24 protein-coding genes, 1 pseudogene and 1 riboswitch are annotated in these 25,741 nt (G+C 58.0%); of the genes and pseudogenes, 18 read left to right on the forward strand and 7 right to left on the reverse strand.

Annotation, left to right across the window (positions count from 1 at the left end; all coding sequences use genetic code 11):
* Positions 1–10 precede the first annotated feature (10 nt).
* The 3 genes and pseudogenes from ACMWKA_RS02195 (at position 11) to puuE (ending at position 2,420) form a co-directional block, all read left to right on the forward strand.
* On the forward strand, positions 11–727 hold the full coding sequence (locus tag ACMWKA_RS02195; protein ID WP_045902781.1) for a GntR family transcriptional regulator: 717 nt from the start codon (positions 11–13) through the stop codon (positions 725–727).
* Positions 727–1,603: pseudogene (hpxA, locus tag ACMWKA_RS02200) on the forward strand (allantoin racemase). Before ACMWKA_RS02195 ends, hpxA begins: the two are co-directional and overlap by 1 nt.
* A complete protein-coding gene (puuE, locus tag ACMWKA_RS02205) occupies positions 1,521–2,420 on the forward strand; it encodes an allantoinase PuuE (protein WP_411375329.1) in 900 nt (299 codons plus the stop codon). The pseudogene hpxA and the gene puuE overlap by 83 nt, the downstream one beginning before the upstream one ends.
* An 81-nt stretch (positions 2,421–2,501) precedes the next feature.
* On the opposite strand, the gene hpxZ is transcribed toward puuE, so the two are convergent.
* From hpxZ to hpxW, 4 genes are read right to left on the reverse strand one after another with little or no spacing between them, the layout of a single operon-like run.
* Complete coding sequence (hpxZ, locus tag ACMWKA_RS02210) at positions 2,502–2,888, reverse strand: oxalurate catabolism protein HpxZ (protein WP_045902783.1); 387 nt, start codon at positions 2,886–2,888, stop codon at positions 2,502–2,504.
* Positions 2,885–4,282 carry an AtzE family amidohydrolase gene (locus ACMWKA_RS02215; protein ID WP_045902784.1) on the reverse strand — a complete coding sequence of 466 codons (1,398 nt, stop codon included), beginning with the start codon at positions 4,280–4,282 and terminating at the stop codon, positions 2,885–2,887. The genes hpxZ and ACMWKA_RS02215 overlap by 4 nt, the downstream gene beginning before the upstream one ends.
* Positions 4,279–4,467: an oxalurate catabolism protein HpxX gene (hpxX, locus tag ACMWKA_RS02220; protein ID WP_045902785.1), complete on the reverse strand. Its 189-nt coding sequence runs from the start codon at positions 4,465–4,467 to the stop codon at positions 4,279–4,281. Before hpxX ends, ACMWKA_RS02215 begins: the two co-directional genes overlap by 4 nt.
* Before the next feature lie 10 nt (positions 4,468–4,477).
* A complete protein-coding gene (gene hpxW / locus ACMWKA_RS02225) occupies positions 4,478–6,061 on the reverse strand; it encodes an oxamate amidohydrolase (RefSeq protein ID WP_414759952.1) in 1,584 nt (527 codons plus the stop codon).
* 145 nt (positions 6,062–6,206) lie between these two features.
* Here hpxW and hpxU point away from each other — a divergent pair, with 145 nt between their 5' ends.
* The 7 genes from hpxU (at position 6,207) to hpxK (ending at position 12,555) form a co-directional block, all read left to right on the forward strand.
* On the forward strand, positions 6,207–7,046 hold the full coding sequence (hpxU, locus tag ACMWKA_RS02230) for a MurR/RpiR family transcriptional regulator HpxU (protein WP_040021586.1): 840 nt from the start codon (positions 6,207–6,209) through the stop codon (positions 7,044–7,046).
* 192 nt (positions 7,047–7,238) lie between these two features.
* Positions 7,239–8,021 carry a transporter substrate-binding domain-containing protein gene (locus ACMWKA_RS02235; protein ID WP_040021585.1) on the forward strand — a complete coding sequence of 261 codons (783 nt, stop codon included), beginning with the start codon at positions 7,239–7,241 and terminating at the stop codon, positions 8,019–8,021.
* Between the two features lie 4 nt (positions 8,022–8,025).
* Complete coding sequence (locus ACMWKA_RS02240) at positions 8,026–8,691, forward strand: amino acid ABC transporter permease (protein WP_020689665.1); 666 nt, start codon at positions 8,026–8,028, stop codon at positions 8,689–8,691.
* Positions 8,691–9,347, forward strand: coding sequence for an amino acid ABC transporter permease (locus ACMWKA_RS02245; RefSeq protein ID WP_020689664.1), 657 nt, complete (start codon positions 8,691–8,693; stop codon positions 9,345–9,347). Before ACMWKA_RS02240 ends, ACMWKA_RS02245 begins: the two co-directional genes overlap by 1 nt.
* The gene (locus tag ACMWKA_RS02250; protein ID WP_013097221.1) at positions 9,328–10,065 is read left to right on the forward strand and encodes an amino acid ABC transporter ATP-binding protein; all 738 of its coding nucleotides are present in this window, start codon (positions 9,328–9,330) and stop codon (positions 10,063–10,065) included. The genes ACMWKA_RS02245 and ACMWKA_RS02250 overlap by 20 nt, the downstream gene beginning before the upstream one ends.
* 13 nt (positions 10,066–10,078) lie before the next feature.
* Complete coding sequence (locus ACMWKA_RS02255) at positions 10,079–11,320, forward strand: pyridoxal-phosphate-dependent aminotransferase family protein (protein WP_414759953.1); 1,242 nt, start codon at positions 10,079–10,081, stop codon at positions 11,318–11,320.
* On the forward strand, positions 11,317–12,555 hold the full coding sequence (gene hpxK, locus ACMWKA_RS02260; protein WP_414759954.1) for an allantoate amidohydrolase: 1,239 nt from the start codon (positions 11,317–11,319) through the stop codon (positions 12,553–12,555). Before ACMWKA_RS02255 ends, hpxK begins: the two co-directional genes overlap by 4 nt.
* Here hpxK and ACMWKA_RS02265 read toward each other — a convergent pair.
* Positions 12,552–13,667 (reverse strand): ABC transporter ATP-binding protein, encoded by a 1,116-nt coding sequence (locus ACMWKA_RS02265; protein ID WP_029883249.1) that lies wholly within the window; start codon positions 13,665–13,667, stop codon positions 12,552–12,554. The genes hpxK and ACMWKA_RS02265 overlap by 4 nt on opposite strands.
* A gap of 321 nt (positions 13,668–13,988) precedes the next feature.
* On the opposite strand from ACMWKA_RS02265, the gene ACMWKA_RS02270 reads away from it, so the two are divergent.
* The 6 genes from ACMWKA_RS02270 (at position 13,989) to ACMWKA_RS02295 (ending at position 21,093) form a co-directional block, all read left to right on the forward strand.
* Positions 13,989–15,203 (forward strand): extracellular solute-binding protein, encoded by a 1,215-nt coding sequence (locus tag ACMWKA_RS02270; RefSeq protein ID WP_058680349.1) that lies wholly within the window; start codon positions 13,989–13,991, stop codon positions 15,201–15,203.
* Positions 15,204–15,260: 57 nt separating this feature from the next.
* Positions 15,261–16,565 carry a carbohydrate ABC transporter permease gene (locus tag ACMWKA_RS02275; RefSeq protein ID WP_414759955.1) on the forward strand — a complete coding sequence of 435 codons (1,305 nt, stop codon included), beginning with the start codon at positions 15,261–15,263 and terminating at the stop codon, positions 16,563–16,565.
* 11 nt (positions 16,566–16,576) lie between these two features.
* Entirely contained in the window at positions 16,577–17,428 is an 852-nt protein-coding gene (locus ACMWKA_RS02280) for a sugar ABC transporter permease (protein ID WP_414759956.1), read from the forward strand.
* A gap of 2 nt (positions 17,429–17,430) precedes the next feature.
* Complete coding sequence (locus ACMWKA_RS02285; RefSeq protein ID WP_414759957.1) at positions 17,431–18,633, forward strand: arabinogalactan endo-beta-1,4-galactanase; 1,203 nt, start codon at positions 17,431–17,433, stop codon at positions 18,631–18,633.
* 29 nt (positions 18,634–18,662) lie between these two features.
* A complete protein-coding gene (locus ACMWKA_RS02290) occupies positions 18,663–20,720 on the forward strand; it encodes a beta-galactosidase (protein WP_414759958.1) in 2,058 nt (685 codons plus the stop codon).
* Between the two features lie 130 nt (positions 20,721–20,850).
* Positions 20,851–21,093 carry a PTS transporter subunit EIIB gene (locus tag ACMWKA_RS02295; protein WP_013097212.1) on the forward strand — a complete coding sequence of 81 codons (243 nt, stop codon included), beginning with the start codon at positions 20,851–20,853 and terminating at the stop codon, positions 21,091–21,093.
* Positions 21,094–21,195: 102 nt separating this feature from the next.
* On the opposite strand, the gene ACMWKA_RS02300 is transcribed toward ACMWKA_RS02295, so the two are convergent.
* Complete coding sequence (locus ACMWKA_RS02300) at positions 21,196–22,461, reverse strand: maltoporin (RefSeq protein ID WP_013097211.1); 1,266 nt, start codon at positions 22,459–22,461, stop codon at positions 21,196–21,198.
* Positions 22,462–22,730: 269 nt separating this feature from the next.
* On the opposite strand from ACMWKA_RS02300, the gene ACMWKA_RS02305 reads away from it, so the two are divergent.
* Positions 22,731–23,807, forward strand: coding sequence for a LacI family DNA-binding transcriptional regulator (locus ACMWKA_RS02305; RefSeq protein WP_038419069.1), 1,077 nt, complete (start codon positions 22,731–22,733; stop codon positions 23,805–23,807).
* Positions 23,808–23,849: 42 nt separating this feature from the next.
* Here the strand turns inward: ACMWKA_RS02305 and ACMWKA_RS02310 are convergent, their stop codons facing one another.
* Positions 23,850–24,851, reverse strand: a complete 1,002-nt coding sequence (locus ACMWKA_RS02310) for a magnesium transporter (protein WP_150058059.1) — start codon at positions 24,849–24,851, stop codon at positions 23,850–23,852.
* Positions 24,852–24,910: 59 nt separating this feature from the next.
* Positions 24,911–25,080: riboswitch (M-box (ykoK) riboswitch) on the reverse strand.
* A gap of 156 nt (positions 25,081–25,236) precedes the next feature.
* Here ACMWKA_RS02310 and ACMWKA_RS02315 point away from each other — a divergent pair.
* Positions 25,237–25,740, forward strand: a complete 504-nt coding sequence (locus ACMWKA_RS02315) for a DedA family protein (RefSeq protein ID WP_029883255.1) — start codon at positions 25,237–25,239, stop codon at positions 25,738–25,740.
* The last annotated feature ends 1 nt before the right edge of the window (position 25,741 follow it).

The following is a 25,741-nucleotide window of genomic DNA, read 5'->3' on the forward strand; positions in this document are numbered from 1 at the left end:
GGAGTGGTTAATGAACAACGTGAACAGTCTGCACGCCGCGCCAGACCTGCAAGACAAAGACGAATCCATCTTTCAGGCGCTGATGACCGCGATTGTCGAACATCAGCTGCTGCCGGGAAGCAAATTGCCGGAAGAGGCGCTGGCGGAGGTCTTTGGCGTGAGTCGTACGGGCATCCGTAAGGTGCTGCAGCGACTCGCCGCTGTGCAAATGGTCACCTTAACGCCCAAACGTGGTGCACACGTTGCCAGCCCGACGGTCGAAGAGGCCCGGCAGATCTTTCGCACCCGCGCGCTACTGGAGGTCGCCAATCTACCGGACGTGCTGGTGCACTGTCAGCCGCCGCATCTGGCGGCGCTGGCGTCAATCATCCGTCAGGAGCAGCAGGCGCATGAGGCTTACGATGGCCCGGCGGCGATCCGCCACTCCGCAAATTTCCATATTCAGCTGCAGGCCATCTCCGGCAATCAGGTCCTGACGGAGATGGTGACCCGCCTGAGCCAGCGCTCCTCGTTGGTGATTGCCACCTGGGGCGCACCGTGGCGTCAGGGGTGTCGCTGCAATGACCACGAACAGCTTGTGGAGCTGCTGCGTCAGAAAGCGCTGCAACCCCTCAGTGATGCCTTAATGCACCATTTTGAACACATCGTCGCCAGCCTCTGTTTCGAACGGGCAGGTGAATGCCTGCCCGATTTTGCCCGGCTGTTTGCCAGCCACAAGGAGTCGTAATGTCGTCTGTCCGTATACAAGTCATTAATCCCAATACCAGCCTCGCGATGACGGAAACCATCGGCGCGGCCGCCCGCGCGGTGGCTGCACCGGGCACGGAGATCCTCGCGGTCTGCCCCAGTGCGGGTGTGCCCTCAATCGAAGGCCATTTTGATGAAGCCATTGCTGCCGTGGGTGTCCTTGAGCAAATCAAAAAAGGCCAAGAGCAGGGGGTGGAAGGGCACGTGATTGCCTGCTTTGGCGATCCGGGGCTGCTGGCCGCGCGCGAGCTGGCGCAAGGGCCGGTGGTCGGCATTGCCGAAGCCGCCATGCACATGGCCACGCTGGTGGCGACGCGCTTTTCCATTGTCACCACGCTGCCGCGCACGCTGATTATCGCCCGTCATCTGCTGCAGCAGTATGGCTTTCAGGATCACTGCGCGGCCCTGCACGCGATTGATCTCCCGGTGCTGGCCCTGGAAGACGGCAGCGGCCTGGCGCAGGAGAAGGTGCGCGCGCGCTGTATACAGGCCCTGAAAGAGGATGGCTGCGGCGCCATCGTGCTGGGCTGTGGCGGGATGGCAACGCTCGCCCAGGAACTGACGCGCGAGCTGCGCGTGCCGGTGATCGACGGCGTCAGTGCGGCGGTGAAGATGGTGGAATCGCTGGTGGCGCTGGGGCTGTCAACCAGCAAGCACGGGGATCTGGCCTTCCCGGAGAACAAACCGTTAAGCGGACATTTTCAGGCATTGAATCCATTTTAATTTTTGGGGGGGTAGCAATGGGGCTTTTTGAAGAGGGTTATCCGCGGGATCTGCGTGGCTACGCAGGCAACCCGCCGCATGCGCAGTGGCCGAATCAGGCACGCATCGCCGTGCAGTTTGTGCTCAATTATGAAGAGGGGGCAGAAAACCACGTCCTGCACGGCGATGCCGGGTCGGAACAGTTTCTCTCGGACATCATCGGAGCGGCCAGCTATCCCGACAAACACATGTCCATGGACTCCCTGTACGAATACGGCAGCCGCGCCGGGTTCTGGCGAATTCATTATGAATTTCAAAAACGCGGCCTGCCGCTGACGGTCTTTGGCGTGGCGATGGCGCTGGCGCGTCACCCGGAGATTGTCGCGGCGATCAAGGCGGCGGATTACGACGTGGTCAGCCACGGCTGGCGCTGGATCCACTATCAGAACATGGATATCAACCAGGAGCGGGAACATCTGCACAAAGCGGTGCACGTGCTGACCGATCTGTTTGGCAAGCCGCCTGCGGGCTGGTACACCGGGCGCGACAGCCCCAACACGCGCCAGCTGGTGGTCGAGCACGGCGGTTTTGACTACGACAGCGACTACTATGGCGACGACTTGCCCTTCTGGACGGAAGTGGCCTGCAGCGATGGCAGCCGTAAACCGCACCTGATCGTGCCCTACACGCTGGACGCGAACGACATGCGCTTCGCCACCGCCCAGGGGTTTAATACCGCCGAGCAGTTTTATACTTATCTGAAAGACAGCTTTGACGTGCTGTATGAAGAGGGTGAAAGCGCGCCGAAGATGATGTCCATCGGCATGCACTGCCGCCTGCTGGGGCGTCCGGGCCGTTTTCGCGCGCTACAGCGGTTCCTGGATTATGTGCAGCAGCACGAGCGGGTGTGGGTTTGTACCCGCCAGCAAATTGCTGACCACTGGCGGGACGTGCATCCGTTTCAGAAATAGTGGTGTCGTATTGTGCCGGGTGGCGGCTGCGCCTTACCCGGCCTACAGCATCCGCAGCGCCACCGGGCAGGTTTTTCAGCGTCACGACATCAAACTCACCTGCGCCGCCACGATCCGCCACCCGTAAGCAAACCGCACCCACGTCTGCTGCTGGCGGCCAATGCGTTCTGTGCCCTCGCGGGTAAATTCGGTGCTGCACACCGCGTAATCTTCTCCGAAGGTGGTGATCACGGTATTGCGCAACGTCCGCTGCAGCCCGGCGGAGGGGCGCGCCGCCCGAAAGGCGCGGATTTCATCAATGCCGTAGAGGTTTTCCCCCGCGCCCAGTCGCACCGTGTTTTTGTCGTGCCAGAACAACTCATCCAGCACCGCAATGTTGTTGCTCACCAGCGCATCTTCATAGCGATAAAACGCGGCCGTGACGTCCGCCATCACCCAGGGAAGGTTAATGTCGTCGTGATTCATCATTGTGCCATCTCCGCAGGACGGGCATCGGTTATCCCGCTCGCTTCCAGGACCCGCGCCACGCGCAGGCAGGCTTGTTCATTAAACGGTGCTGCGATGAGTTGCAGACCAATCGGTGCCCCCTGGGCGGTGCGTAGCGGAACGGTGGTGACGGGCAAACCCAGAAATGAAATCGGCTGCGTCAGCATCCCCATGCTGGCGCGCACCGGCAGTGGCTCGCCGTTAATCTCCATGGTCTGCTCGCCAATCGTCGTGGCGCTGCGCGGGGTTGCCGGGGCGATCAGCACGTCGGCCTGCTCAAACAGCGCTTTACAGGCCTGTCGGGCGTGGGCGCGAAAACGCTGGGCCTGAATATACCAGGCGGAAGGGATCATTGCCCCAGCCAGCAGGCGTTCGCGGGAGTGTGGTTCAAAACGCTCCGGTTCACGGCGAAGTGACGGCAGGTACTGGTTCCCCCCTTCGGAGGCGCTGATGATAAACGCGGCAGAGCGGGACAGCGCGGCTTCAGGGAACTGCAACTCCTCCTGGACGTCAAGAGCACGTGCCGCGCGCGCGACGGCTTCCCGGGCGTCGTCGTTACACCACGTGCTGAAATAGCCCCCGAGGACGGCGCAGCGCAAACCATCCAGACCGCGATCGAGCAAAGGCCGCGTCTGCTCGCGGGAGGACTCTGCCTGAAAAGGGTCGCTGGTGTCTCGCCCCTGTAGCGCATCGTACACGGACGCCAGATCGCACACCCGGCGGGCAAACGGCCCGATATGATCGAGACTGGCGACAAACGGGTGGCTGCCGGAGCGTGACAGGCGGCCAAAGGTCGGTTTTAAGCCATAAATTCCGCACAGGGACGCCGGGACGCGAATCGACCCGTTGGTGTCGGTACCCAGTGAAAAATGGACCAGCCCGGCGGCGACGGCGGCGGCAGAGCCACCGGAGGAGCCGCCTGCAATGCGCGTCAGATCGTGCGGATTACGCGTGGCGCCGTAGTGGCTGTTTTCCGTGGTAAAGCCGTAGGCATAGGCATCCATATTGACCATCCCGGACAACAGTCCTCCCGCGCTGCGTAGCTGGCGAACCGCAAAGCTGTCTGCGCTGGCAGCGGAACGCTGGCTGAACAGCTCGGCTCCGGCGAGGGTGGTGTGCCCGGCCACATCAAACAGGTTTTTTACCGCGTAAGGCACGCCCGCCAGCGGCGGCAGGGGGCGCTTTTCCCGGCGCAGGGTGTCGATATTTTCTGCCTCGGCCAGCATCCGCGCTTCGGTAACCGCCGTCCAGGCGTTGATCTGCGGGTTGATGCGCGCAATATCTTCCAGCGTCTGACGGGCGATCTCGCGGGCGCTTAACTCGCCTGCAGTCAGTGCCTGCTGGATCGCGCTGATACTCATCTCGTGTAGCCTCATGCTTTGTATACTCCTGCGATCTCCAGACGGTCATCAAGCGGCAGCGCCATCAGCGGGGCGGCCATGGCGGCAATGCGGCTAAACTGCTGCTGAAGCTCCGCGCGGCGGGCGTCATCCAGCTCAACGCCCAGCACGGCCTCCATCTGCGCCAGGTAGGCATGCCAGTCAGGTTGTTGTGTTGTCATGGTTTTCTCCTCAGTATCCGGCGGCGGCGCCGTTGCTGCGCGGGTCGAACGCGCCTTCAAACAGCCCGTTCGGGTGGCGGACAATCGCGCCCGCGTGGCCCATGGCTTCGCTAAAGTCCGGGAAGATCTCCACCTCGTGACCCAGCGCCTGCAGGCGTGCGATCGTTTCAGGGGAAAACCGGCCTTCCACCTTTAAGGTGTCTGAGCTTTGTCCCCAGGTGCGCCCCAGCAGCCAGCGCGGACGGGAGATGCTCTCCTGCAGCGGCAGACCCTGCTCCACATAGCGGGTAAAGAGCGTGGCCTGAGTTTGCGGCTGGCCGTCACCGCCCATGGAGCCGTAGACCATCACCCGTCCGTCGTTCAGACGCGCCGCGGCCGGGTTCAGGGTATGGAACGGCTTTTTGCCCGGCGCGAGAGCCAGAAGATGTGCGGGATCGAGGCTGAACGACGCCCCCCGGTTCTGCCAGACGATACCCGTATCCGGGAGCACCACGCCGCTGCCGAACTCGTGATAAATGCTCTGGATAAACGACACGGCCAGGCCGCTGTTATCCATCACCCCCATCCACACCGTATCGCCAGGGCCTTTGCCGGTGCCCCACGGCGCGGCATGGTTATCGTCAACCCGGTCGGCGAGCGCCTGAAGCGCCGCAGGATCCAGCAGGCTCTGGATATCGGTTTTCAGCTCGCGCGGGTCGGTGATGTGGGCATCGCGCAGGCCAAAGGCCAGTTTGGTGGCTTCCACAATGCGGTGCACTGTCCCGGCGTCGTCGGCATCGGCCATCGCCAGACGGTCGGTAATGCCGAGGATCGCCAGCGAGACCAGCCCCTGCGTCGGTGGGGCGAGGTTCCAGACCTCACCCTGCTGATGCGCTAATTTCAGCGGCGTGGTGCGCCGGGCGACATGCGCGTTCAAATCCGCCAGCGTAATGGGCAGGCCGAGCGTCTCCATCCCACGGGCCAGACGCGCCGCCAGCGGACCACGATAAAAACTCTCCAGACCCTCTTCGGCAAGTTGCGTCAGCGTGGAGGCCAGCGCCGGTTGATAAAACCGGCTGCCGACCTCCGGTGGTTTGCCGTCTACCAGCCAGGTTTCTGCGAAGCCGGGCAGGTCTTTCAGTTCGTCGAATTTACTGGCGGTGGCAGTGGCCTGCGAGGCCGTGACCGGCGTGCCATTGCGGGCATAGCCAATGGCATCTGCCAGCAGGCGCGTCAGCGGCAGGGCGTTGCCCGTCAGCGCGTGTGAGACCTTAAGCGCCTCCGCCCAGCCACTGACGGTACCCGCCACGGTCAGCGCCGCACGGGGGCCGCGGTGGGGGATGTGCGCCAGATCGCCATAGGCGGCAAGCGTCGCCAGCGATCCCGCCGCGCCGCTGGCATCGATGGCAATCGGTTCGCCGCCGGGGGGCACGATAAGCCAGAAGCCATCGCCGCCCAGGCCATTCATATGGGGATAGACCACGGCAATGGTGGCCGCTGCCGCGACCATCGCTTCAATCGCGCTACCGCCATCGCGCAGCACAGACAGCGCGCTCTGGCTGGCAAGATGATGGGGGGCAACCGCCATTCCGTGTACGGAGACATTACTTTGCATGAACAGTCCTCATAACCCTGAAAGTCACAAGGCGCTGCAAAAGCTGTTCCAGGTATGAAAGAAAAGTTTCATGTCATCCCGGCTGATAAGCTGGCATGCTTAATGAATAGAGAGCAAGAGATGAAACAAACGTTACAGAGGCGTTATGGAACAGCTTGATGAACGACTGAAAGCACAATACGCGTCACTGTCGCCGCAGGAGCAGCGGGTGGCGGATTTTATTTTCGATCACTTCGACGACCTGATCAGCTACAACAGCGCCGAGCTGGCACAGCTGAGCGGGGTGTCGAAAGCCACGGTGAGCCGCCTGTTTAAGCGTCTGGGCTATGAGAAGTATAAGGACATGCGCGATGAGCTGCGTACCCTGCGCCAGAGCGGTATGCCGCTGACGGACAACCGCGACGCGGTGCAGGGCAATACGCTGCTGGCGCGTCACTATAAGCAGGAGATGGCTAACCTGACCCAGTGGGTGAATGCCCTGGATGCCCGGCAGTTTGCCGACGCGATGGCGAGCATGGTTAAGGCGAAGCGCATCGTCATTATAGGGATGCGTAACGCCTATCCCGCGGCGCTGCACCTGCGTCAGCAGCTGTTGCAGGCGCGCGGGCAGGTGCTGGTGTTGCCGCAGCCCGGGCAGAGCCTGAGCGAAGAGCTGGTGGATCTCACCCCCGACGATCTGGTGGTGATGATGGCCTTTCGCCGCCGCCCGCGCATCATCCGCCCGCTGCTGCAGCAGCTTCAGAGCAGTGGTATTCCGGTGCTGCTGATGTGCGAGCCGCAGGCGCACAGCCTGTTTCCGCTGGCGAGCTGGCAGCTCTGCGCTCCGCTGGACAGCGTCTCAGCCTATGACAGCTACGCCTCGGTCAATAGCCTGATCAACCTGCTGGCAAACGCCTTTCTGCATGAAATCCTCGATAAAGGCCGTCCGCGCATTCATGAGATCGCCACCCTGTATCAGCACCTGGACGAGCTCGAACAACGATAATGGGGCATCGGTGTGGTGCTTTGCATTGAAATGGTGCAGTGAGGCGGGGCGAAAAAGAGAGAGCTTTTTCGCCCCGCCTTTGTTTTATCAGGCTTTACAACAAAATCCCGCGTTTCGCTTTATCTGGCACATTAGTTGCAAAATCCAATTCAAAGAATCTTTTGTTTCATGTTAACGTTACGGGGAAGCACCATGAAAAAATTGTTGATTGCACTGGCCGGGGCCGTTTGTCTGTTCACTAACCTGTCGGCAAAGGCGGACCAGCTTCAGGATATCGAAAAACGCGGCACCATTCGCATTGCCGTGCCGCAGGATTTCCCGCCGTTTGGCTCGGTCGGAACCGATCTGCAGCCGCAGGGCTATGACATCGATATGGCGCGTTATCTGGCCAAACAGATGAAGGTCAAGCTGCAGCTGGTCCCGGTGACCAGCGCCAACCGCGTGCCGTATCTGCAAACCGACAAAGTTGACCTTGTCATTTCAAGCCTCGGTAAGAATGCGGAACGTGAAAAGGTGATCGATTTCAGCCGCGCCTATGCGCCGTTCTTCCTCGGGGTGTTTGGCCCGAAAGGCGCAGAGCTGAAAGATGCCGCCGCCCTGAGCGGTAAAACCATCGGCGTGACGCGTGGCGCGGTCGAGGACATGGTGCTGACCAGCCTGGCGCCGAAAGACGCAGACGTAAAACGCTATGAGGACAACAACACCACGCTGTCGGCGTATCTGTCCGGACAGGTACAGTATGTGGCCACCGGCAACCTCGTGGTGGCGGCCATCTCGCGCCAGAACGCGGAGAAAGCTCCGGTGCCGAGCTTTATGCTGAAAGATTCTCCGTGCTTTATCGGTCTGAAGAAAAATGAACCAGCGCTGAAGGCGAAAGTGGATGCGCTGATTGAACAGGGTATTAAAGACGGCACCCTGAACGGCTTCTCTGAGCAGTGGCTCAAGGCGCCGCTGCCGGCAAGCCTTGGCGTGTAAGGCAATGACAGAGCAACTCCATTTCTCTGAGCTCTGGCCGCACTGGCCGGCGCTGCTGGCCGGGCTGTGGGTCACCATCCAGTTGACGGTGATGGCGACCCTGGGCGGTCTGGCGATTGGTATTTTCGGGGCGGCTATTCGCAGCGGGCGGGCGACGTGGTTTAGCCGGATCTGGGGCGGTTACGTGGAGATTATCCGTAACACGCCGTTTGTGGTGCAGCTGTTTTTTATCGTCTTTGGCCTGCCCAATATGGGGCTGAAGATGACGGCGGGTGAGGCGGCACTGCTGGCGATGGTGATCAATCTGGGCGCGTACAGCACGGAGATTGTCCGGGCGGGCATTCAGGTGACACCCAAAGGGCAGTGGGAGGCCGGACGCGTGCTGGGGCTGACCCGCACCCAGACCTTCATTCGCGTGGTGTTACCGCCAGCGCTACAGCGTATTTATCCGGCGCTGGTGAGCCAGTGCATTATCGTGATGCTCGGCTCGTCGGTGGTGTCGCAGGTCTCGTATGAAGAGCTGACCTTTGCCGCCAACCTGATCCAATCCAGAACGTTTCTGAGCTTTGAGGTTTATCTGGTGACAACCGGGATTTACTTAGCGCTGTCGATTACCCTGCGTCAGCTGATGATGGCGGCAGGACGCAAATGGCTGGGGGTACAGGCATGATGACCACCTTTACCGACTGGGACATTATTCGCAACCTGCTGCTGGCCGGGCGCTGGACGATACTGCTGTCGCTGGTGGCGTTTGTCGGCGGCGCGGTGGTGACCCTGCCGCTGCTGCTGCTGCGTCTCACTGGCGGGCGAATGATCATGCGCCTGATCCGTGGCTATATCGAACTGTTTCAGGGTACACCGCTGCTGATGCAGCTATTTCTGGCGTTCTTCGGCGTGGCGCTGTTCGGCATCGATGTCTCGCCATGGACCGCCGCATCGCTGGCCCTCACGTTCTACACCAGCGCGTTTTTGCTTGATATCTGGTTTGGCAGCATTCGCGCGCTGCCCAAAGGGCAGTGGGAAGCGTCGCGCTGTCTGGGGCTGACCTTTGGCCAGACGCTTTATCGGGTGGTCGCGCCGCAGGCGTTGCGGATTGCGATTGCGCCGACGGTCGGTTTTGCCGTCCAGGTGATTAAGGGCACGGCGCTGGCGTCAATCATCGGCTTTATCGAGCTGACCAAAGCCGGGACGATGCTCACCAATGTCACTTATCAACCGTTTAAGGTCTTTGCGCTGGTGGCGCTGGGCTACTTCATTCTGTGTTATCCGCTGTCGCGTTACAGCCGTTATCTGGAGACTAAATTCAATGCCTCTCATCACCATTAATCAGGTGCAGAAGTACTACGGCGATAACCATGTCCTGAAGGGGGTCGATCTCGATATCGACATGGGCCAGGTGATTTCGATTATCGGGCGCAGCGGATCCGGCAAAAGCACCCTGCTGCGCTGCATCAACGGTCTGGAAGGGTATCAGGACGGCAGCATCAAGCTTGGCGGCATGACCATTACCGACCGGGATTCCCAGGCGCGTGAAATCAGCCGCTCGGTCGGGATGGTGTTCCAGAACTTTAACCTGTTCCCGCACATGACGGCGCTGGAAAACGTGATGCTCGCCCCGCGTCGGGTGCTGAAGAAAAGCGCCGCCGAATGCCGGGCGCTGGCGCAGCAGATGCTGGAGAAAGTCGGCCTCGGCGATCGTCTGGATTACTACCCGTCGAGTCTCTCCGGCGGCCAGCAGCAGCGCGTGGCAATTGCCCGTGCGCTGGCGATGTCGCCAAAAGTCTTACTTTGTGACGAGATCACCTCCGCGCTCGACCCGGAACTGGTGGGCGAAGTGCTTAAGGTGCTGGAGCAGCTGGCAGCAGAAGGGATGACCCTTATTCTCGTGACCCATGAAATGAATTTTGCCCGCGAAGTGGGCGACCGCGTGGTGTTTATGCACCAGGGGAAAGTCTGGGAGCAGGGCGACAGCAAAACGCTTTTCGCCAACCCGCAGACCACCGAACTGAAGCAGTTCATCTCCTCCGTGCGCGGCCTCAACTGATAAGGACTTAACAATGGATATCGCTCAATTTCCGCAACTTAATCCGCCGCAGCGTCTGCTGATGGGGCCGGGGCCGATCAATGCCGATCCGCGCGTGCTGCGCGCCATGTCGAGCCAGCTGATTGGTCAGTACGACCCGGCGATGACCCACTACATGAACGAAGTAATGGCGCTCTATCGCGGGGTGTTCCGCACCGAAAACCGCTGGACGATGCTGGTGGACGGCACCTCCCGCGCGGGCATTGAGGCGATTCTGGTGTCGGCCATTCGCCCGGGCGATAAAGTGCTGGTGCCGGTGTTTGGCCGCTTCGGCCATCTGCTGTGCGAAATCGCCCGCCGCTGCCGGGCGGAAGTGCATACCATCGAGGTGCCATGGGGTGAGGTGTTTACCCCGGATCAGATGGAGGATGCCATCAAACGTATTCGTCCCCGTCTGCTGCTGACCGTGCAGGGGGATACCTCCACCACCATGCTGCAGCCGCTGGCCGAGCTCGGCGCGATTTGCCGCCGTTATGACGTGTTGTTTTACACCGACGCCACCGCGTCGCTCGGGGGGAACGCGCTGGAAACCGATGCCTGGGGGCTGGATGCTGTCTCCGCTGGCATGCAGAAATGCCTTGGCGGTCCGTCCGGCACGTCACCGATCACCCTGAGCCCACGCATGGAAGAGGCGATCCGCCGCCGCAAATGCGTCGAGGAGGGGATCCGCACCGACGCCCATCGCGACGGCGACGAGGAGATGATCTACTCCAACTATTTCGATCTCGGCATGGTGATGGATTACTGGGGGCCGGAGCGGCTGAACCATCACACTGAAGCCACCACCGCGCTGTTTGGCGCCCGCGAATGCGCGCGGCTGATCCTCCAGGAAGGGCTGGACAACGGCATCGCCCGGCACAAGCTGCACGGCGATGCGCTGCTGAAAGGCATTCAGGCGATGGGGCTGGAGACCTTTGGCGATCTGAAGCACAAGATGAACAACGTGCTGGGCGTGGTGATCCCGCAGGGCGTTAACGGCGATCAGGTGCGTAAACTGATGCTGGAAGATTTCGGTATCGAAATTGGCACCTCGTTTGGCCCGCTGCACGGCAAGGTATGGCGCATTGGCACCATGGGTTATAACGCCCGTAAAGACTGCGTAATGACCACCCTGAGCGCGCTGGAGTCGGTGCTGAACTACCTGAAATTCACCACCCCCCAGGGGGAGGCGATGCAGGCCGCGTGGGATCATTATCGCCGCGAGACGTCACAATGAGCCCGGCGGCAGAGCGGGTGATGGCCCGTGCCGATGCGCTGGCCGCCATCAGCGAAACCCCGGACAGCCTGACGCGGGTTTATCTTTCCACGCAGCATCTGCAGGCCAACCAGCTGGTCGGGCAGTGGATGAGCCAGGCGGGCATGACCGTCTGGCAGGACAGCGTCGGGAATATTTGCGGGCGCTATGAGGCGCAGCTGGAGGGCGCACCGGCGATACTGCTTGGCTCGCATCTGGATACTGTGCGCAATGCCGGACGCTACGACGGCATGCTCGGCGTGCTCACCGCCATTGAAGTGGTGGACAGCCTGCATCAGCAGGGCGTGCGCCTGGCGCAGGCCATCGAGATTGTTGGCTTCTGCGACGAAGAGGGGACCCGCTTCGGCATCACGCTGTTAGGCAGTCGCGGCCTGACGGGCACCTGGCCGGAGAATTGGCTTGATACCTGTGATGCCAGTGGCATAAGCGTGGCGCAGGCGATGGTGCAGGCGGGGCTGGATCCCGCACGGGTAGCGCTTGCCGCGCGGCATCAGGACGATTTCAGCGCCTGTCTGGAGCTGCATATTGAACAGGGGCCGTGTCTGGAGCAGGAGGGGCTGGCGCTGGGGGTGGTAGAAGCCATTAACGGTGCGCGGCGTCTGAACTGTCTCTTTACCGGCGAAGCCGGGCATGCCGGTACCGTGCCGATGGCTCACCGTAAAGATGCCCTGGCCGCAGCTGCCGAATGGATGGTGCAGGTTGAAAACACCACCCGACAGCGCGGCGGCAATCTGGTTGCCACGGTGGGGGCGTTACGCTGCCTGCCCGGCGCGGTCAATGTGATTCCCGGCGAGGTGGCGCTATCGCTGGATATTCGCGGCCCGCAGGATGCCCCGCTGGACGCACTGCTCACTGCACTGCTCATTCAGGCGGAAGAGATCGCAGCCCGACGTGGGCTCCGTTTCAGCGCCGAGGAGTTTTACCGGATCGCCGCCACGCCCTGCGATGCCAGACTGCAATCGCTGTTAGGGGAGGCCGTGACATCGGTTCAGGGCCGTACGCTATCGCTGCCGAGCGGTGCCGGGCATGACACCATTGCGCTGGCAGAACGCTGGCCGGTGGGGATGTTGTTTGTGCGCTGCAAGGGGGGCATCAGCCACCATCCGGCGGAGTCGGTGATGGCTGAGGATGTTGCCCTGGCGATTGAGGCGTTTGGGCGGGCGGTGAGAGCGCTGGCTGACGGTGGCGCGCGTTAAGCCACCGAACGCACCGCATCTTCGATATCAGCGCTCACCCGTACATCCTGGTCGTCAAAAACCATGCAGTGATGGTCGTCAAACGCCACGTCTATCTTCTGCCAGGGCGCGAACTTCACGTCGCCCGGCAGCAAGATCTTCACGTTGTCATGGCCATAGCATTGCCCAAACAGGTAAGTGTTGTTTCCCAGTCGCTCCACCACTTCACAGTTAAATTCCAGCCGCGTGCCGCGGTGAAGGTCGGTGGTTAAATGTTCCGGGCGGATGCCCAGCGTGACCTGACTTCCCGGCTGCAGCGGTGTGGTGGTTATCGCGAGCGTGAGCGACTTCTGTTGCGATAGCCTGACGGTAAGCTTACCTGGCTGCCAGGCTTCAACGGTCGCCGGCAGAAAGTTCATCTTCGGAGAACCGATAAACCCGGCGACAAACTTATTTGCCGGTTTGTAATAGAGATCCATCGGGGCGCCCATCTGCTCAACCTTGCCATAGTTCATGACCACGATCTTGTCGGCCAGGGTCATCGCTTCGATCTGGTCGTGCGTGACATACACCATGGTGGTTTTCAGCTCCTGATGCAGGCGGGCAAGGTGCAGACGCATCTCGACGCGCAGTTCGGCGTCCAGGTTAGAGAGCGGTTCATCAAACATAAAGACGCGCGGGTTACGCACGATGGCGCGGCCTATTGCCACGCGCTGGCGCTGCCCGCCCGAAAGCTGTTTAGGTTTGCGGTCCAGCAGGTGGGAGAGCTGCAGCGTTTTTGCGACCATCTCCACCTGGTGACGGATCTGTTCTTTTGGGACCTTATTCACTTTCAGCCCGTAGCCCATGTTTTCGGCGACCGTCATGTGCGGATAGAGCGCGTAGGACTGAAACACCATGGCCACGCCGCGGTGGGAAGGCGCGACGTCATTCATGACCTCATTACCGATTAAGACTTCACCTTCGCTAATCTCCTCCAGACCGGCAATCATGCGCAGCATGGTCGATTTACCACAGCCGGAAGGGCCAACAAAGACGGCGAATTCCCCGTCTTCAATTTCAAGATTTACGTTGTGCAAGGTAACGGTGTCGCCAAAGCGCTTGGTGACATTCCTTAACTGTATGTTTGACATCAGTGTTCCCCGAGTAAACCGCTGCCTATGTTTTACGTATAACAATCAGGTTCAACATAGCTGGACGGTGCAATTTGTCTGTATTGACTATAACTTCCAGTATTCATGCGCCCTATACAGATTTTCCATTAATGTTATGACGATCACACAACTTACAGTTTTTTGTAGAGTTATAATGACGTGAAGGGTAGCGTATACCAAACCAAAGATATTTGATGTCATACGTGCAGCATCTGATTTTGCTGAATTTTAGATGAGGCAGATAAGGCGTTAAATGTCATAACAACCATAAAATTGTTATACCTTCACATGAGGTTTGTAATGAAAAAGAACCTACTTGCCGCTCTGATCCTCTCTACGCTCTCGGTGCAGGTACATGCCACCACGCAGCTTAACGTCTGGGAAGACATCAAGAAGTCATCCGGTATAAAAGAGGCGGTGGCTGACTTTGAAAAACAGTACGACGTTAAGGTCAACGTCCAGGAAACCCCTTACGCCCAGCAGCTGGAAAAACTGCGTCTGGATGGCCCGGCGGGCATTGGCCCGGACGTGCTGGTGATCCCTAACGATCAGCTGGGCGGCGCCGTAGTGCAAGGGTTGCTGACCCCCCTGAATCTGGAGGCTAAGCAGACCGAACAGTACACCCCGGCCTCAATCAATGCCTTCAAAATGGATAATGCCCTCTACGGCGTACCGAAAGCGGTCGAGACGCTGGTGCTGATCTACAACAAAGACCTTATCGACAAGCCCCTCAATTCGCTGCAGGACTGGTATGACTTTTCGAAACAGCAGCGCGCGAAAAACCAGTACGGCCTGCTCGCCAAGTTCGACCAGATTTACTACAGCTGGGGGGCAATTTCCCCGATGGGCGGCTACATCTTCGGTCATAACGACAAGGGCGGCTATAACGCCAGCGACGTTGGCCTGAACAAGCCGGGCGCGGTAGAGGCCGTGACGTACCTTAAAAAATTCTACGCCGACGGGATCTTCCCGGCCGGGATAGTCGGTGACAACGGTCTGAACGCCATTGACTCCCTGTTCACCGAGAAGAAAGCGGCAGCAGTGATCAATGGGCCGTGGGCATTCCAGCCGTATGAAGCGGCAGGGATCAACTACGGCGTTGCGCCGCTGCCAACGCTGCCCGACGGCAAGCCTATGAGTTCTTTCCTTGGCGTGAAAGGCTACGTTGTCTCCACGTGGAGCAAAGACAAAGCCCTGGCGCAGAAATTTATCGAATTCATCAACCAGCCGCAGTATGTGAAAACGCGCTACATCGCCACGCGTGAAATCCCGCCGATTACCGCGATGATCGACGATCCGATTATCAAAAACGACGAAAAAGCGAGTGCCGTCGCGGTACAGTCGGCGCGCGCAACTGCCATGCCGGGCATCCCTGAAATGGGTGAAGTCTGGGGGCCAGCCAACGCCGCGCTGGAGTTGAGCCTGACCGGCAAACAGGATCCTAAAGCCGCGCTGGATAGCGCAGAAAAACAGGTCCAGATGCAGATCGAAGCCATGCAGGCCAGCAACCAGTAATTTTCTGCCGTCGCAAAACGGGAGGACTCTCTCCCGTTTTTTTGAAAGGAGTTGTCTGTGAGTATCATCCCGGAAAATTTTGCCAGACCGCACGGGGCCGGGCGCCATGCCTGGACCGGCCTGCTGCTGGCGTTCATCCCCGGCTTCGGCCAGTTCTACCATCGTCAGTGGCTGAAAGGGATCATCTTCCTGGTACTGCTGGTCAGTTTTCTCGGCGTATTTGCCGATTTTCTGCGCGAAGGGCTATGGGGGCTGGTGACGCTGGGCGAGGAGGTGCCGCGGGACAACTCCATCTTCCTGCTGGCTGAGGGGATCATCAGCGTGCTGATCGCCGCGTTTGGCGTGATGGTCTGGTACCTGTCGATGCGTGATGCGTGGGTGAATGGCAGAAAACGCGATGCGGGACTTACGCTTAACAGCGTGCGCAAGCAGTACCAGATGTTGCTGAGCGACGGCTTCCCGTATCTGATGATCACGCCCGGCTTTATCCTGCTGGTGTTTGTAGTGGTTTTCCCGATCCTGTTCGGCTTTGCCATCGCCTTTACCAACTACAACCTCTATCACACGCCGCCGGCTAAGCTGGTGGACTGGGTTGGGTTTAAGAACTTCATCAATATCTTCACGCTCTCCATCTGGCGTTCGACCTTCTTCGACGTGCTGCAGTGGACGGTGGTCTGGACCCTGCTCGCTACCACGCTGCAATGTTCGGTAGGCGTGCTGCTGGCTATTCTGGTGAACCAGAAAGATCTGCGCTTTAAGCCGCTGATCCGCACCATCTTCATTCTGCCCTGGGCGGTGCCGGGCTTTGTCACCATCCTGGTGTTTGCCGGAATGTTTAACGACTCCTTTGGGGTGATCAACAACGCCATTCTGGCCTTCTTCGGCATCGCGACAAAAGCGTGGATGACCGATCCGTTCTGGACCAAAACGGCGCTGATTATGATGCAGACCTGGCTCGGCTTCCCGTTTGTTTTCGCCATGACCACCGGCGTGCTGCAGGCCATTCCGGACGATCTGTACGAAGCGGCGACCATGGACGGTGCCAGTAGCGCGACTAAGTTGCGTACCATCACGCTGCCGCTGGTGCTTTACTCGATTGCGCCGATTCTGATCACTCAATACACCTTCAACTTCAATAATTTCAACATCATCTACCTGTTTAATAACGGCGGACCGGCGGTGGTAGGGTCGAATGCGGGTGGGACGGATATCCTGGTGTCGTGGATCTACAAACTGACGATGTCCTCTTCGCAATATGCGATTGCGGCGACCATCACTATCCTGCTGTCGATCTTTGTCGTCGGGCTGGCGCTGTGGCAGTTCCGCGCCACGAAATCGTTCAAAAATGACGACATGGCGTAAGGAACGGAACAATGGCTCAATCACAAAGTATTAAACGTGAGAAGTGGGTTCGCCTCTCGCTCTCCTGGCTGGTTATCGTGCTGGTCTCGATAATCATCATTTACCCGCTGGTGTGGACGGTCGGTGCGTCGTTTAACGCGGGTAATAGCCTGCTGAGCTCGTCGATTATTCCAGAGAACTTCTCGGTGCAGCACTATGCCGACCTGTTCAACGGCCAGGTGAACTACATGACCTGGTACTGGAACTCAATGAAAATCAGCTTCCTGACCATGGTACTGACCTTAATCAGCGTCAGCTTTACCGCCTACGCGTTTTCGCGCTTTCGCTTTAAGGGGCGCCAGAACGGTCTGATGCTGTTCCTGCTGCTGCAGATGATCCCCCAGTTCTCGGCGCTGATTGCCATCTTCGTGCTGTCGCAGTTGCTGGGCCTTATCAATAGCCATCTGGCGCTGGTGCTGATCTACGTGGGCGGCATGATCCCGATGAACACTTACCTGATGAAAGGCTACCTCGATGCCATCCCGAGAGATCTGGATGAATCCGCGCGCATGGACGGGGCCAGTAATTTCCGGATTTTCATCGAAATTATCATGCCGCTTTCGAAGCCGATTGTGGCGGTGGTGGCGCTGTTCTCCTTCACCGGGCCGCTGGGGGATTTCATCCTCTCCAGCACCATTTTGCGCACCCCGGACAAATACACCTTACCCATCGGGCTTTATAACCTGGTGGCGCAAAAAATGGGTGCCAGCTACACCACCTACGCGGCAGGCGCGGTCCTGATTGCGGTGCCGGTGGCGATCCTCTACCTGGCGTTACAAAAATACTTCGTCTCCGGCCTGACCTCCGGGAGTACCAAAGGATAACCATGAAAAGACTCAAACCCGCTTTGCTCGCCGTTTGCCTCTCATGTGGCCTTGCCGCGAGTGCTTTTGCTGCCGACGCGGTGAAAACGCGTCCGTTTAACGCCATGCCTGCAGATTTTATTAAGGGGGCGGATATTTCGACCCTACTGGAAGCCGAACAACACGGCGCGAAATTCTATAACCAGAACGGCCAGCAGCAGGATGCGATTGCGATCCTGAAGGCCAACGGCGTGAACTATGTACGCCTGCGCCTGTGGGTTGAGCCACAGGATGCGAGCGGCAAGACCTATGGCGGTGGCAGTAACAACCTGGAAAACACGATTGCGCTGGCGAAGCGCGTGAAGGCGCAGGGCCTGAAGCTGCTGCTCGATTTCCACTACAGCGATTTCTGGACCGATCCGGGCAAACAGTTCAAACCGAAAGCCTGGGAGAAGATGGACTACCCGCAGCTTAAAACGGCGATCCATGACTACACCCGCGACACCATCGCCCGCTTTAAGCAAGAGGGCGTCCTGCCCGACATGGTGCAGATCGGTAACGAAATCAACGGCGGCATGCTGTGGCCGGAAGGCAAAAGCTGGGGGCAGGGCGGCGGCGAGTTTGACCGTCTGGCCGGACTGCTCAACGCCGCCATTAGCGGGCTAAAAGAGAATCTGACCGGCGGCGAGCAGGTGAAAATCATGCTGCACCTGGCCGAAGGCACTAAAAATGACACCTTCCGCTGGTGGTTTGACGAAATCGCGAAGCGCGGCGTGCCATTCGATATCATCGGCCTGTCAATGTACACCTACTGGAACGGCCCGATTAGCGCGCTGAAGGCCAATATGGATGACATCAGCAGGCGCTATAACAAAGACGTGATTGTGGTGGAAGCGGCATACGGCTATACGCTGGACAACTGCGATAACGCTGAGAACAGCTTCCAGGCGAAAGAAGAAAAAGACGGCGGCTATCCGGGTACCGTTCAGGGCCAGTACGATTATATTCACGATTTAATGCAGTCCGTTATTGATGTTCCGGACCACCGTGGCAAAGGCATCTTTTATTGGGAGCCGACCTGGATTGCCGTACCGGGCACCACGTGGGCGACCAAAGCCGGCATGAAATATATCCATGACGAATGGAAAGAGGGGAATGCCCGCGAGAATCAGGCGTTATTTGATTGCCAGGGAAAAGTGCTGCCATCAATAACGGTATTTAAATAATTTTTATCTTCATTCAGGACGTTTTTAATATGAATAAATTTGCGCCTTTAAGCCCAAAGGTCGCGGCGTTATTGCATGGCGCCGACTATAACCCGGAGCAATGGGAGAATTATCCTGGTATTATTGAAAAAGATATTGCCATGATGCAGCAGGCAAAATGTAATGTGATGTCGGTGGGCATATTTAGCTGGGCAAAGCTGGAGCCGCGTGAAGGGGCATATGATTTTGCGTGGCTGGATAATATTATTGAAAAACTGTATGCGGCAGGTATTCATATTTTCCTTGCTACGCCAAGCGGCGCGCGTCCGGCGTGGATGTCGCAAAAATACCCTGAGGTGCTGCGCGTCGGGCGCAACCGGGTGCCCGCGCTGCACGGAGGCCGGCATAACCACTGCATGTCATCGCCAGTGTACCGTGAGAAGACATTCACCATTAACCGCCTGCTGGCGGAGCGTTATTCACACCATCCGGCGGTGCTGGGCTGGCATATCTCTAATGAATACGGCGGCGAATGTCACTGTCACCTGTGTCAGGCACGTTTTCGCGACTGGCTGAAGGCGCGCTATAAAACCCTGGACGCGCTAAACCACGCGTGGTGGAGCACCTTCTGGAGCCACACCTACACCGACTGGTCGCAGATAGAGTCCCCTGCGCCGCAGGGAGAAGTGTCGATTCACGGCCTCAACCTCGACTGGCGTCGCTTCAATACCGCACAGGTGACCGATTTCTGCCGCCATGAAGTGGCCCCGCTAAAAGTAGCGAATGCGGAACTGCCGGTAACCACCAACTTTATGGAGTATTTCTACGACTACGACTACTGGCAGCTTGCGAAGGCGATCGACTTTATCTCCTGGGACAGCTACCCGATGTGGCACAAGGAGAAAGACGAAACGGCGCTTGCCTGCTACACCGCCATGTATCACGACATGATGCGTAGCCTGAAGGGCGGTAAGCCCTTCGTGCTGATGGAGTCGACGCCGAGCACCACCAACTGGCAGCCAACCAGCAAGCTGAAAAAGCCGGGGATGCATATTCTCTCGTCAATGCAGGCGGTGGCGCACGGAGCGGATTCGGTGCAGTACTTCCAGTGGCGTAAAAGCCGCGGGTCGGTGGAGAAATTCCACGGCGCGGTTATCGACCACGTGGGTCATCTGGATACCCGCGTCGGGCGTGAAGTGACGCGCCTGGGCGAGATGCTGGCACGCCTGCCGGAGGTCGCAGGTTGCCGTACCGAGGCTCGGGTGGCGATTGTCTTCGACCAGCAAAACCGCTGGGCGCTGGATGATGCCGAAGGTCCGCGCAATATGGGAATGGAGTACGAAAAAACCGTCAACGAGCACTATCGTCCGTTCTGGGAAAAAGGCATTGCGGTGGATGTCATTGACGCTGACGGCGATCTGAGCGACTACGCGCTGGTGGTTGCCCCCATGCTTTATATGGTACGCGAAGGGTTTGCCGAGCGGGCAGAAGCCTTTGTGACTAATGGCGGGCATCTGGTGACGACCTACTGGACCGGCGTGGTGGATGAGACCGATCTCTGTCATTTGGGCGGTTTTCCTGGCCCGCTGCGCAAGCTTCTGGGCATCTGGGCGGAAGAGATCGAGTGCCTGGGCGAGGGGGAGCGCAACCTGATTCAGGGGCTGGCAGGCAACGCGGCAGGTTTGCAGGGGCCGTATCAGGTGCGGCATTTATGCGAGCTGATCCACGCTGAGTCCGCACAGGTGCTGGCGACCTACCGCGATGATTTCTACGCAGGTCGCCCTGCGGTAACGGTCAACCGCGTCGGTAAAGGCAAGGCGTGGCATGTCGCTTCACGTAACGATCTGCCGTTCCAGCGCGATTTCTTCGCCGGGATTATCAACGAGCTGGCACTACCGCGCGCCATCGAGGGTGAACTCCCGCCGGGCGTGGTTGCCACGGCACGCACGGATGGCGAAACCACCTGGGTGTTTGTGCAGAACTACACGGCACAGCAGCAGTACATCACGCTGCCACAGGGGTATACCGACTGCATGACAGACGCCGCTGCTGCGGGCGATACCGCTCTGCTGCCCTGGGACTGTCGTGTGCTCAGGCGTAAAGCGTAGTTGATTTTCTCCCTCTCCCTGTGTGAGAGGGCTGGGGTGAGGACATCAGACCGCACCGTCCGGGCAAAAAGGCACAGAACGCCTGCTCCACGAGCAGGCATTTTTTTATCTGCATATAATGAGGCGTATTATGGACAGTCAAATTACCCAGCGTTTAATTCCCGCGTTTGGCGGCGACGATAATATCGAACACGTCGAAGCCTGTATTACCCGCCTGCGCGTGACGGTAAAAGATTTAAATAAAGTTGACTCTGAGGCGTTACAGAATGAAGGGGCGCTGGGGGTAATTATTATTGGCCAGCAGGTGCATGCCATATTTGGCAGGCAGTCTGATGCCTTACGTCAGTTATTAGATGAACATTTTAATCAATAAATAAAAAAAGGGATAGCCAAAATAATGGCTATCCCGAAACAGGCGAATAAACTGCCAGTTGTTGGAGATACAATAACGATTAACGCATTTTAGAAATAAATATTACCACCAGGCTTCAACCTGCACGCCGAAGTTCCAGGTATTACTGGCGGTGCCGTCTTCGAAGGATTTCCCATGTTCGGAATCATTAAGATAAGAGGCAAACACGCGTAGCTCGGGACGTGACATGAAATCAGGTCCGTCCGCCAGACCTAAGGCGATCGTGTACTTCTCACCGCTCTGCTTGTAGTTTGAACCGTCGGTATAGGTATCTTTCTGGTAGAACCCGCCCACTTCACCAATCAGACGCACATATTCGGTGAACTGATACTGCGCGCGGCCCACCAGCGAAATCAGGCGCGATTTATCGGTATACTGCGTGGTGTCATCCGCCGAGCCCCAGGTCAGGACGTGGTTAAAGGAGAGCTTGTCGGTAATGGGAATTAAGCCGGTATTAATCACGCGGTAGCCGCTGGCATCGTTCACATAGTTCCACATGTCGTACCAGCCGCCCCCCTGGGAAACCATGTTCTGCGCCAGACCTTTGTTGGCATACTGCAGCACCAGCTTGTTATAGCCGCCCAGCATGTCCTGGCTGATCTCTCCGGTTACCATCACGCCGTTGTCGGCCTCGTACAGCCCGCCATACTCTTTCTGTTTGTTGGTCGGGTTTGGCATGGCATAGTCAATACCCACTTCCGTCCACGCGCCTGCCCACGGTTTCCAGCCCGCATAGCGGAGATCGATATAGTTGATGTTCACGTCGTTATCACCGTCAACGCGGTAGTCCACGTCGTTGGCATCGCCGCGGATCCAGGCCACAGAGACCGCGCCAGGGCCGAGCGTATAGTTCTCAATACCTGCACCGGATCCTGAGATGTTCCAGTATTTGGTGTCAATGATGTGCAGATCATGACGCTGGTAATAGCGCTTCCCACCCCAGATAACCGCATTCGGATCGCCCGGGATCAACCCCTTGATCTGCAGGTTAAGCTGGCGCAGGCCAAACTGAGCGTCGTCGCCAAAGGTGGTTTCGTTATCGTTAGAGCCGTCAGACACCATGCTCACCATGCTGTCGAGATAAAAGCTCACGTCGTTCTTTTTGTAGACCTCAGAGCCCAGTTCCAGCTCGCCGTAGGTATCGGCTTCGTTACCCAGACGGCCAATTTTGTTCTTCTGCCACTCCTCCATCCCACCATCCCGTGAGACGCCCACGCCGGAGCGAAGATAGCCATGAAAATCAATCGGTACTGAAGACGCAGCAAACAGCGATGGAGACGCTAACGCGGCAGCCAGCGCAACGGATACAGAGCGGATCGTCGTGTTCATTGTTACCCTCTTATTGTTTTGTAATACGTTCACAAATCCGCTGTCATAAAATGCCTAAACCTTCTGGCTGGCAATTGAACGATCCTAAATGTGTGATTAACTGCAAATAAAATAGACAATTTTGTTACGAGTGATGAGCTGTGCCACAAATTATGGCATTGTGAACGTAATACTTTTTGATGGTGTTATGTCTGCAAAGTGAGGGCGGTGAGCGTTTTTTTACAGCGCCCCTGTTACAATCATCGCATAACAACATAAGGAACCGGACCATGAAGTCGAAAAGCGCAACGTTAGAGGACGTCGCACGCCATGCAGGCGTCTCCTATCAGACCGTGTCCAGGGTACTGAATAAATCTGCCAATGTATCCGAGGCCACGCGCCACAAGGTTGAGAAATCCATAGAGTTATTGCGGTATGTGCCGAATCGCCTGGCCCAGCAACTGGTAGGCAAGCAGAGCCAGACCGTCGGGCTGGTGACCATTTCACTGGCTTTGCACGCGCCTTCTCAGGTGGCGGCAGCGGTAAAACGCTATGCGAACGTGGAGGGATACCAGGTACTGATCTCGATGATAGATGAGAACGTCAACCAAAGTATTCAGGACTCTATCAACGAACTGAAGTCCCAGCTGGTGAGCAAGGTGATCATTAACGTGCCTCTGGAGGCCGAAGAGGCGCAGAAAATCGCCACCGACAACGACGATATCGTCTGTCTTTTCCTGGATGTCGACCCGTACAGTTCTGTGTTTAACGTTTCGTTTAACCCGGCGGATGGGACCCGCGCCAGCGTTAAATACCTTTACGAGCTGGGCCATCGCGACATCGCCCTGCTGGCGGGGCCGGAGTCCTCTGTGTCGGCACAGTTGAGGCTAAAAAGCTGGATCGAAACCCTGAAGGGTTACGGGCTGGAGCCCGCTTCGGTGATCCGCGGCAACTGGGATGCGCAGAGCGGGTATGCCGGTGCGCTGCAGATGTTGCGCGAAACGCCGCAGTTTTCCGCCGTACTGGTGGCCAACGACCAGATGGCGCTGGGCGTACTGAGCGCCTTCCACCAGCAGCAGATTTCCATTCCGGGCGAGAAGTCGGTGATTGGCTACGATGATACCTACGAAAGCTCGTTCTTCTACCCGGCGCTGACGACGGTCTCACTGGATTTAGATCTGCAGGGCAAAGAGGCGGTGCGCCGCATTCTGGACAGCGGCGAAGAGAGTGCCCTGCGCATGTCCTCGATTTTACCTGCCCGTCTGGTGGTGCGACAGTCCACCGGGCCGAAAGGGGAGAAGGGAAAAAACCTCCAGGCGCTGGCCCAGCAGCTGCGCGAGATTGCGCATCAACTGGGTGATGTGTAGCGGAGTGAGCACCTCAATCACAGGAAAGAGGTGCTCGTAAGATTACTCCAGCCCCAGCGTATACTGGGCGATTTTGAAGTAGATAATCAGCCCGGTACCGTCGATAAGCGTCGCGATAAACGGCGCGGAGACGACGGCCGGGTCAATGCCGCAGCGCTTGAGTACCATGGGAATAACGGACGAGACTATGGCACTCCACAGCGTAATGCACACCAGCGTCAGGCTGACGATAAGGGTAATTTCCAGCCCAATCCCCATCATCCATGCGCGGATGCACCCGGCAATACCGAGCGTGACGGCAATCATCAGTGAGGTGGTCATCTCTTTGCAAAGTACGCGACCAACATCGCGCAGATGCACTTCACCCAGCGCCATGGCGCGCACCAGCGTGGAGGTGATCTGCGTTCCGCTGTTCCCGCCGGTGCCAATCAGCAGCGGGATAAAAAATGCCAGCGCAATGGCGGACTCCAGCGCCTCTTCAAAGTGCTGGATCACCGAGCTGGTGTAGGCTTCCGCGACAAACAGCAGCAGCAGCCAGACGGAGCGTTTTTTCCACAGGCTGAAGGCGCTGGTCTCCAGATAGGGCTTTTCCAGCGGCAGCGTTGCCCCCTGGCGCTGGGCATCTTCGGTGACATCGTCTTCCAGCAGGTGAGCCATTTCGCGCTCGGTGAGGCAGCCAACCAGCTTGCCGTGGGTGACAACAGGCACCACATCCGCACCGCTGTGAGCCAGCAGTCCGGCGACATCGGCCCGCTCATCTTCCGGTTTGACCTGCAGAAATTGCGACAGCATCAGCGATTTTACCGGCTGTACGGTATCGGTGGTTTGCAGCAATTTGCGTACCGCAATCATGCCTGCCAGGCGACCCTGATCTTCAATGAAAATATGCGACGGAATATCATCGTTTTTTAATTTTTCGAAAAACTGCTCGCGCGCCAGCGCCACGCATAATGAAATATCGAGGACAATAAAATCGGTATTCATATATTGCGCGATAGCGCTGTCATTGAATACCGGGTTCTGGTTGTGAATAGCGTAAGACATAGTGAATTCCCTTTGAATAAAAAATCTCTCAGGGGCGAGCAAGACAGGGTATGTCGAAGAGGAGATCCCCACGTCCTGGGTTCAGCACTGTACACCGTATCCCGTAAGGGAAGTTATACTGACAAAGCCTTGATTCGACAGTGCCTGTTTTACCCTGTGCGGGTTCTCTCGAACCTGCCAGAGCGATAACGTGTATTTGTACAGGAGCCTCGCCATAACGAGATCGTTGTAAACCAGCGGGATAATACGCTTATTTTATTTTCCCGCTCTGGAATTTAAAAAATGTTTAGGGAATGTTTATGTATTCATTATTCATGACGCGTTGAGCCTTTATTTAAACTTGCTCGACTTTAATGGGAGGGTAAATATTCACGAGGAGAGCAAGGTGGCGTGGTTTGACAATCTGCTCAATCATTTTGCGCATTATCCGACGCATCTCTTTGCGCTGCTCTTCGTGCTGGCTTTGAGTAAATCCACGGTGCTGATCTCCTCCGTGCTGCCGCCCGCCTCGGTGATGTTGCTGACCGGGATCACCGTCAGCCAGGCGAGCCTGCATCCGGCGTTGACGTGGCTGGCGGTGGTGATGGGGGCCACGCTCGGTTCGTTGCTGAACTATCATATCGGTCAGTTGATGGGGCATACGCGGCTGGTGACGCGCATTACCTCAAGACATGCCGATACATTTTTGCGGGTGCAGCATCAGCTGCAGAAAAACGGCGTGCTGGTGCTCTTCACCGCCCGTTTTCTGGCGGTACTGCGCTATATCGTGCCGCTGGCGGCGGGCATGCTCAGGCTCAACCGGGTGAAGGTTTACGCGGTCAGTCTGTTTTCTGCCGCCGTCTGGGCGGCGCTGTATGTCGGCATTGTCACCGGCATCAGCGCCTTTTGAG

The organism is Enterobacter sp. 03-F-07-AD-ECC (assembly GCF_047530935.1).
GTDB lineage: Bacteria > Pseudomonadota > Gammaproteobacteria > Enterobacterales > Enterobacteriaceae > Enterobacter > Enterobacter cloacae.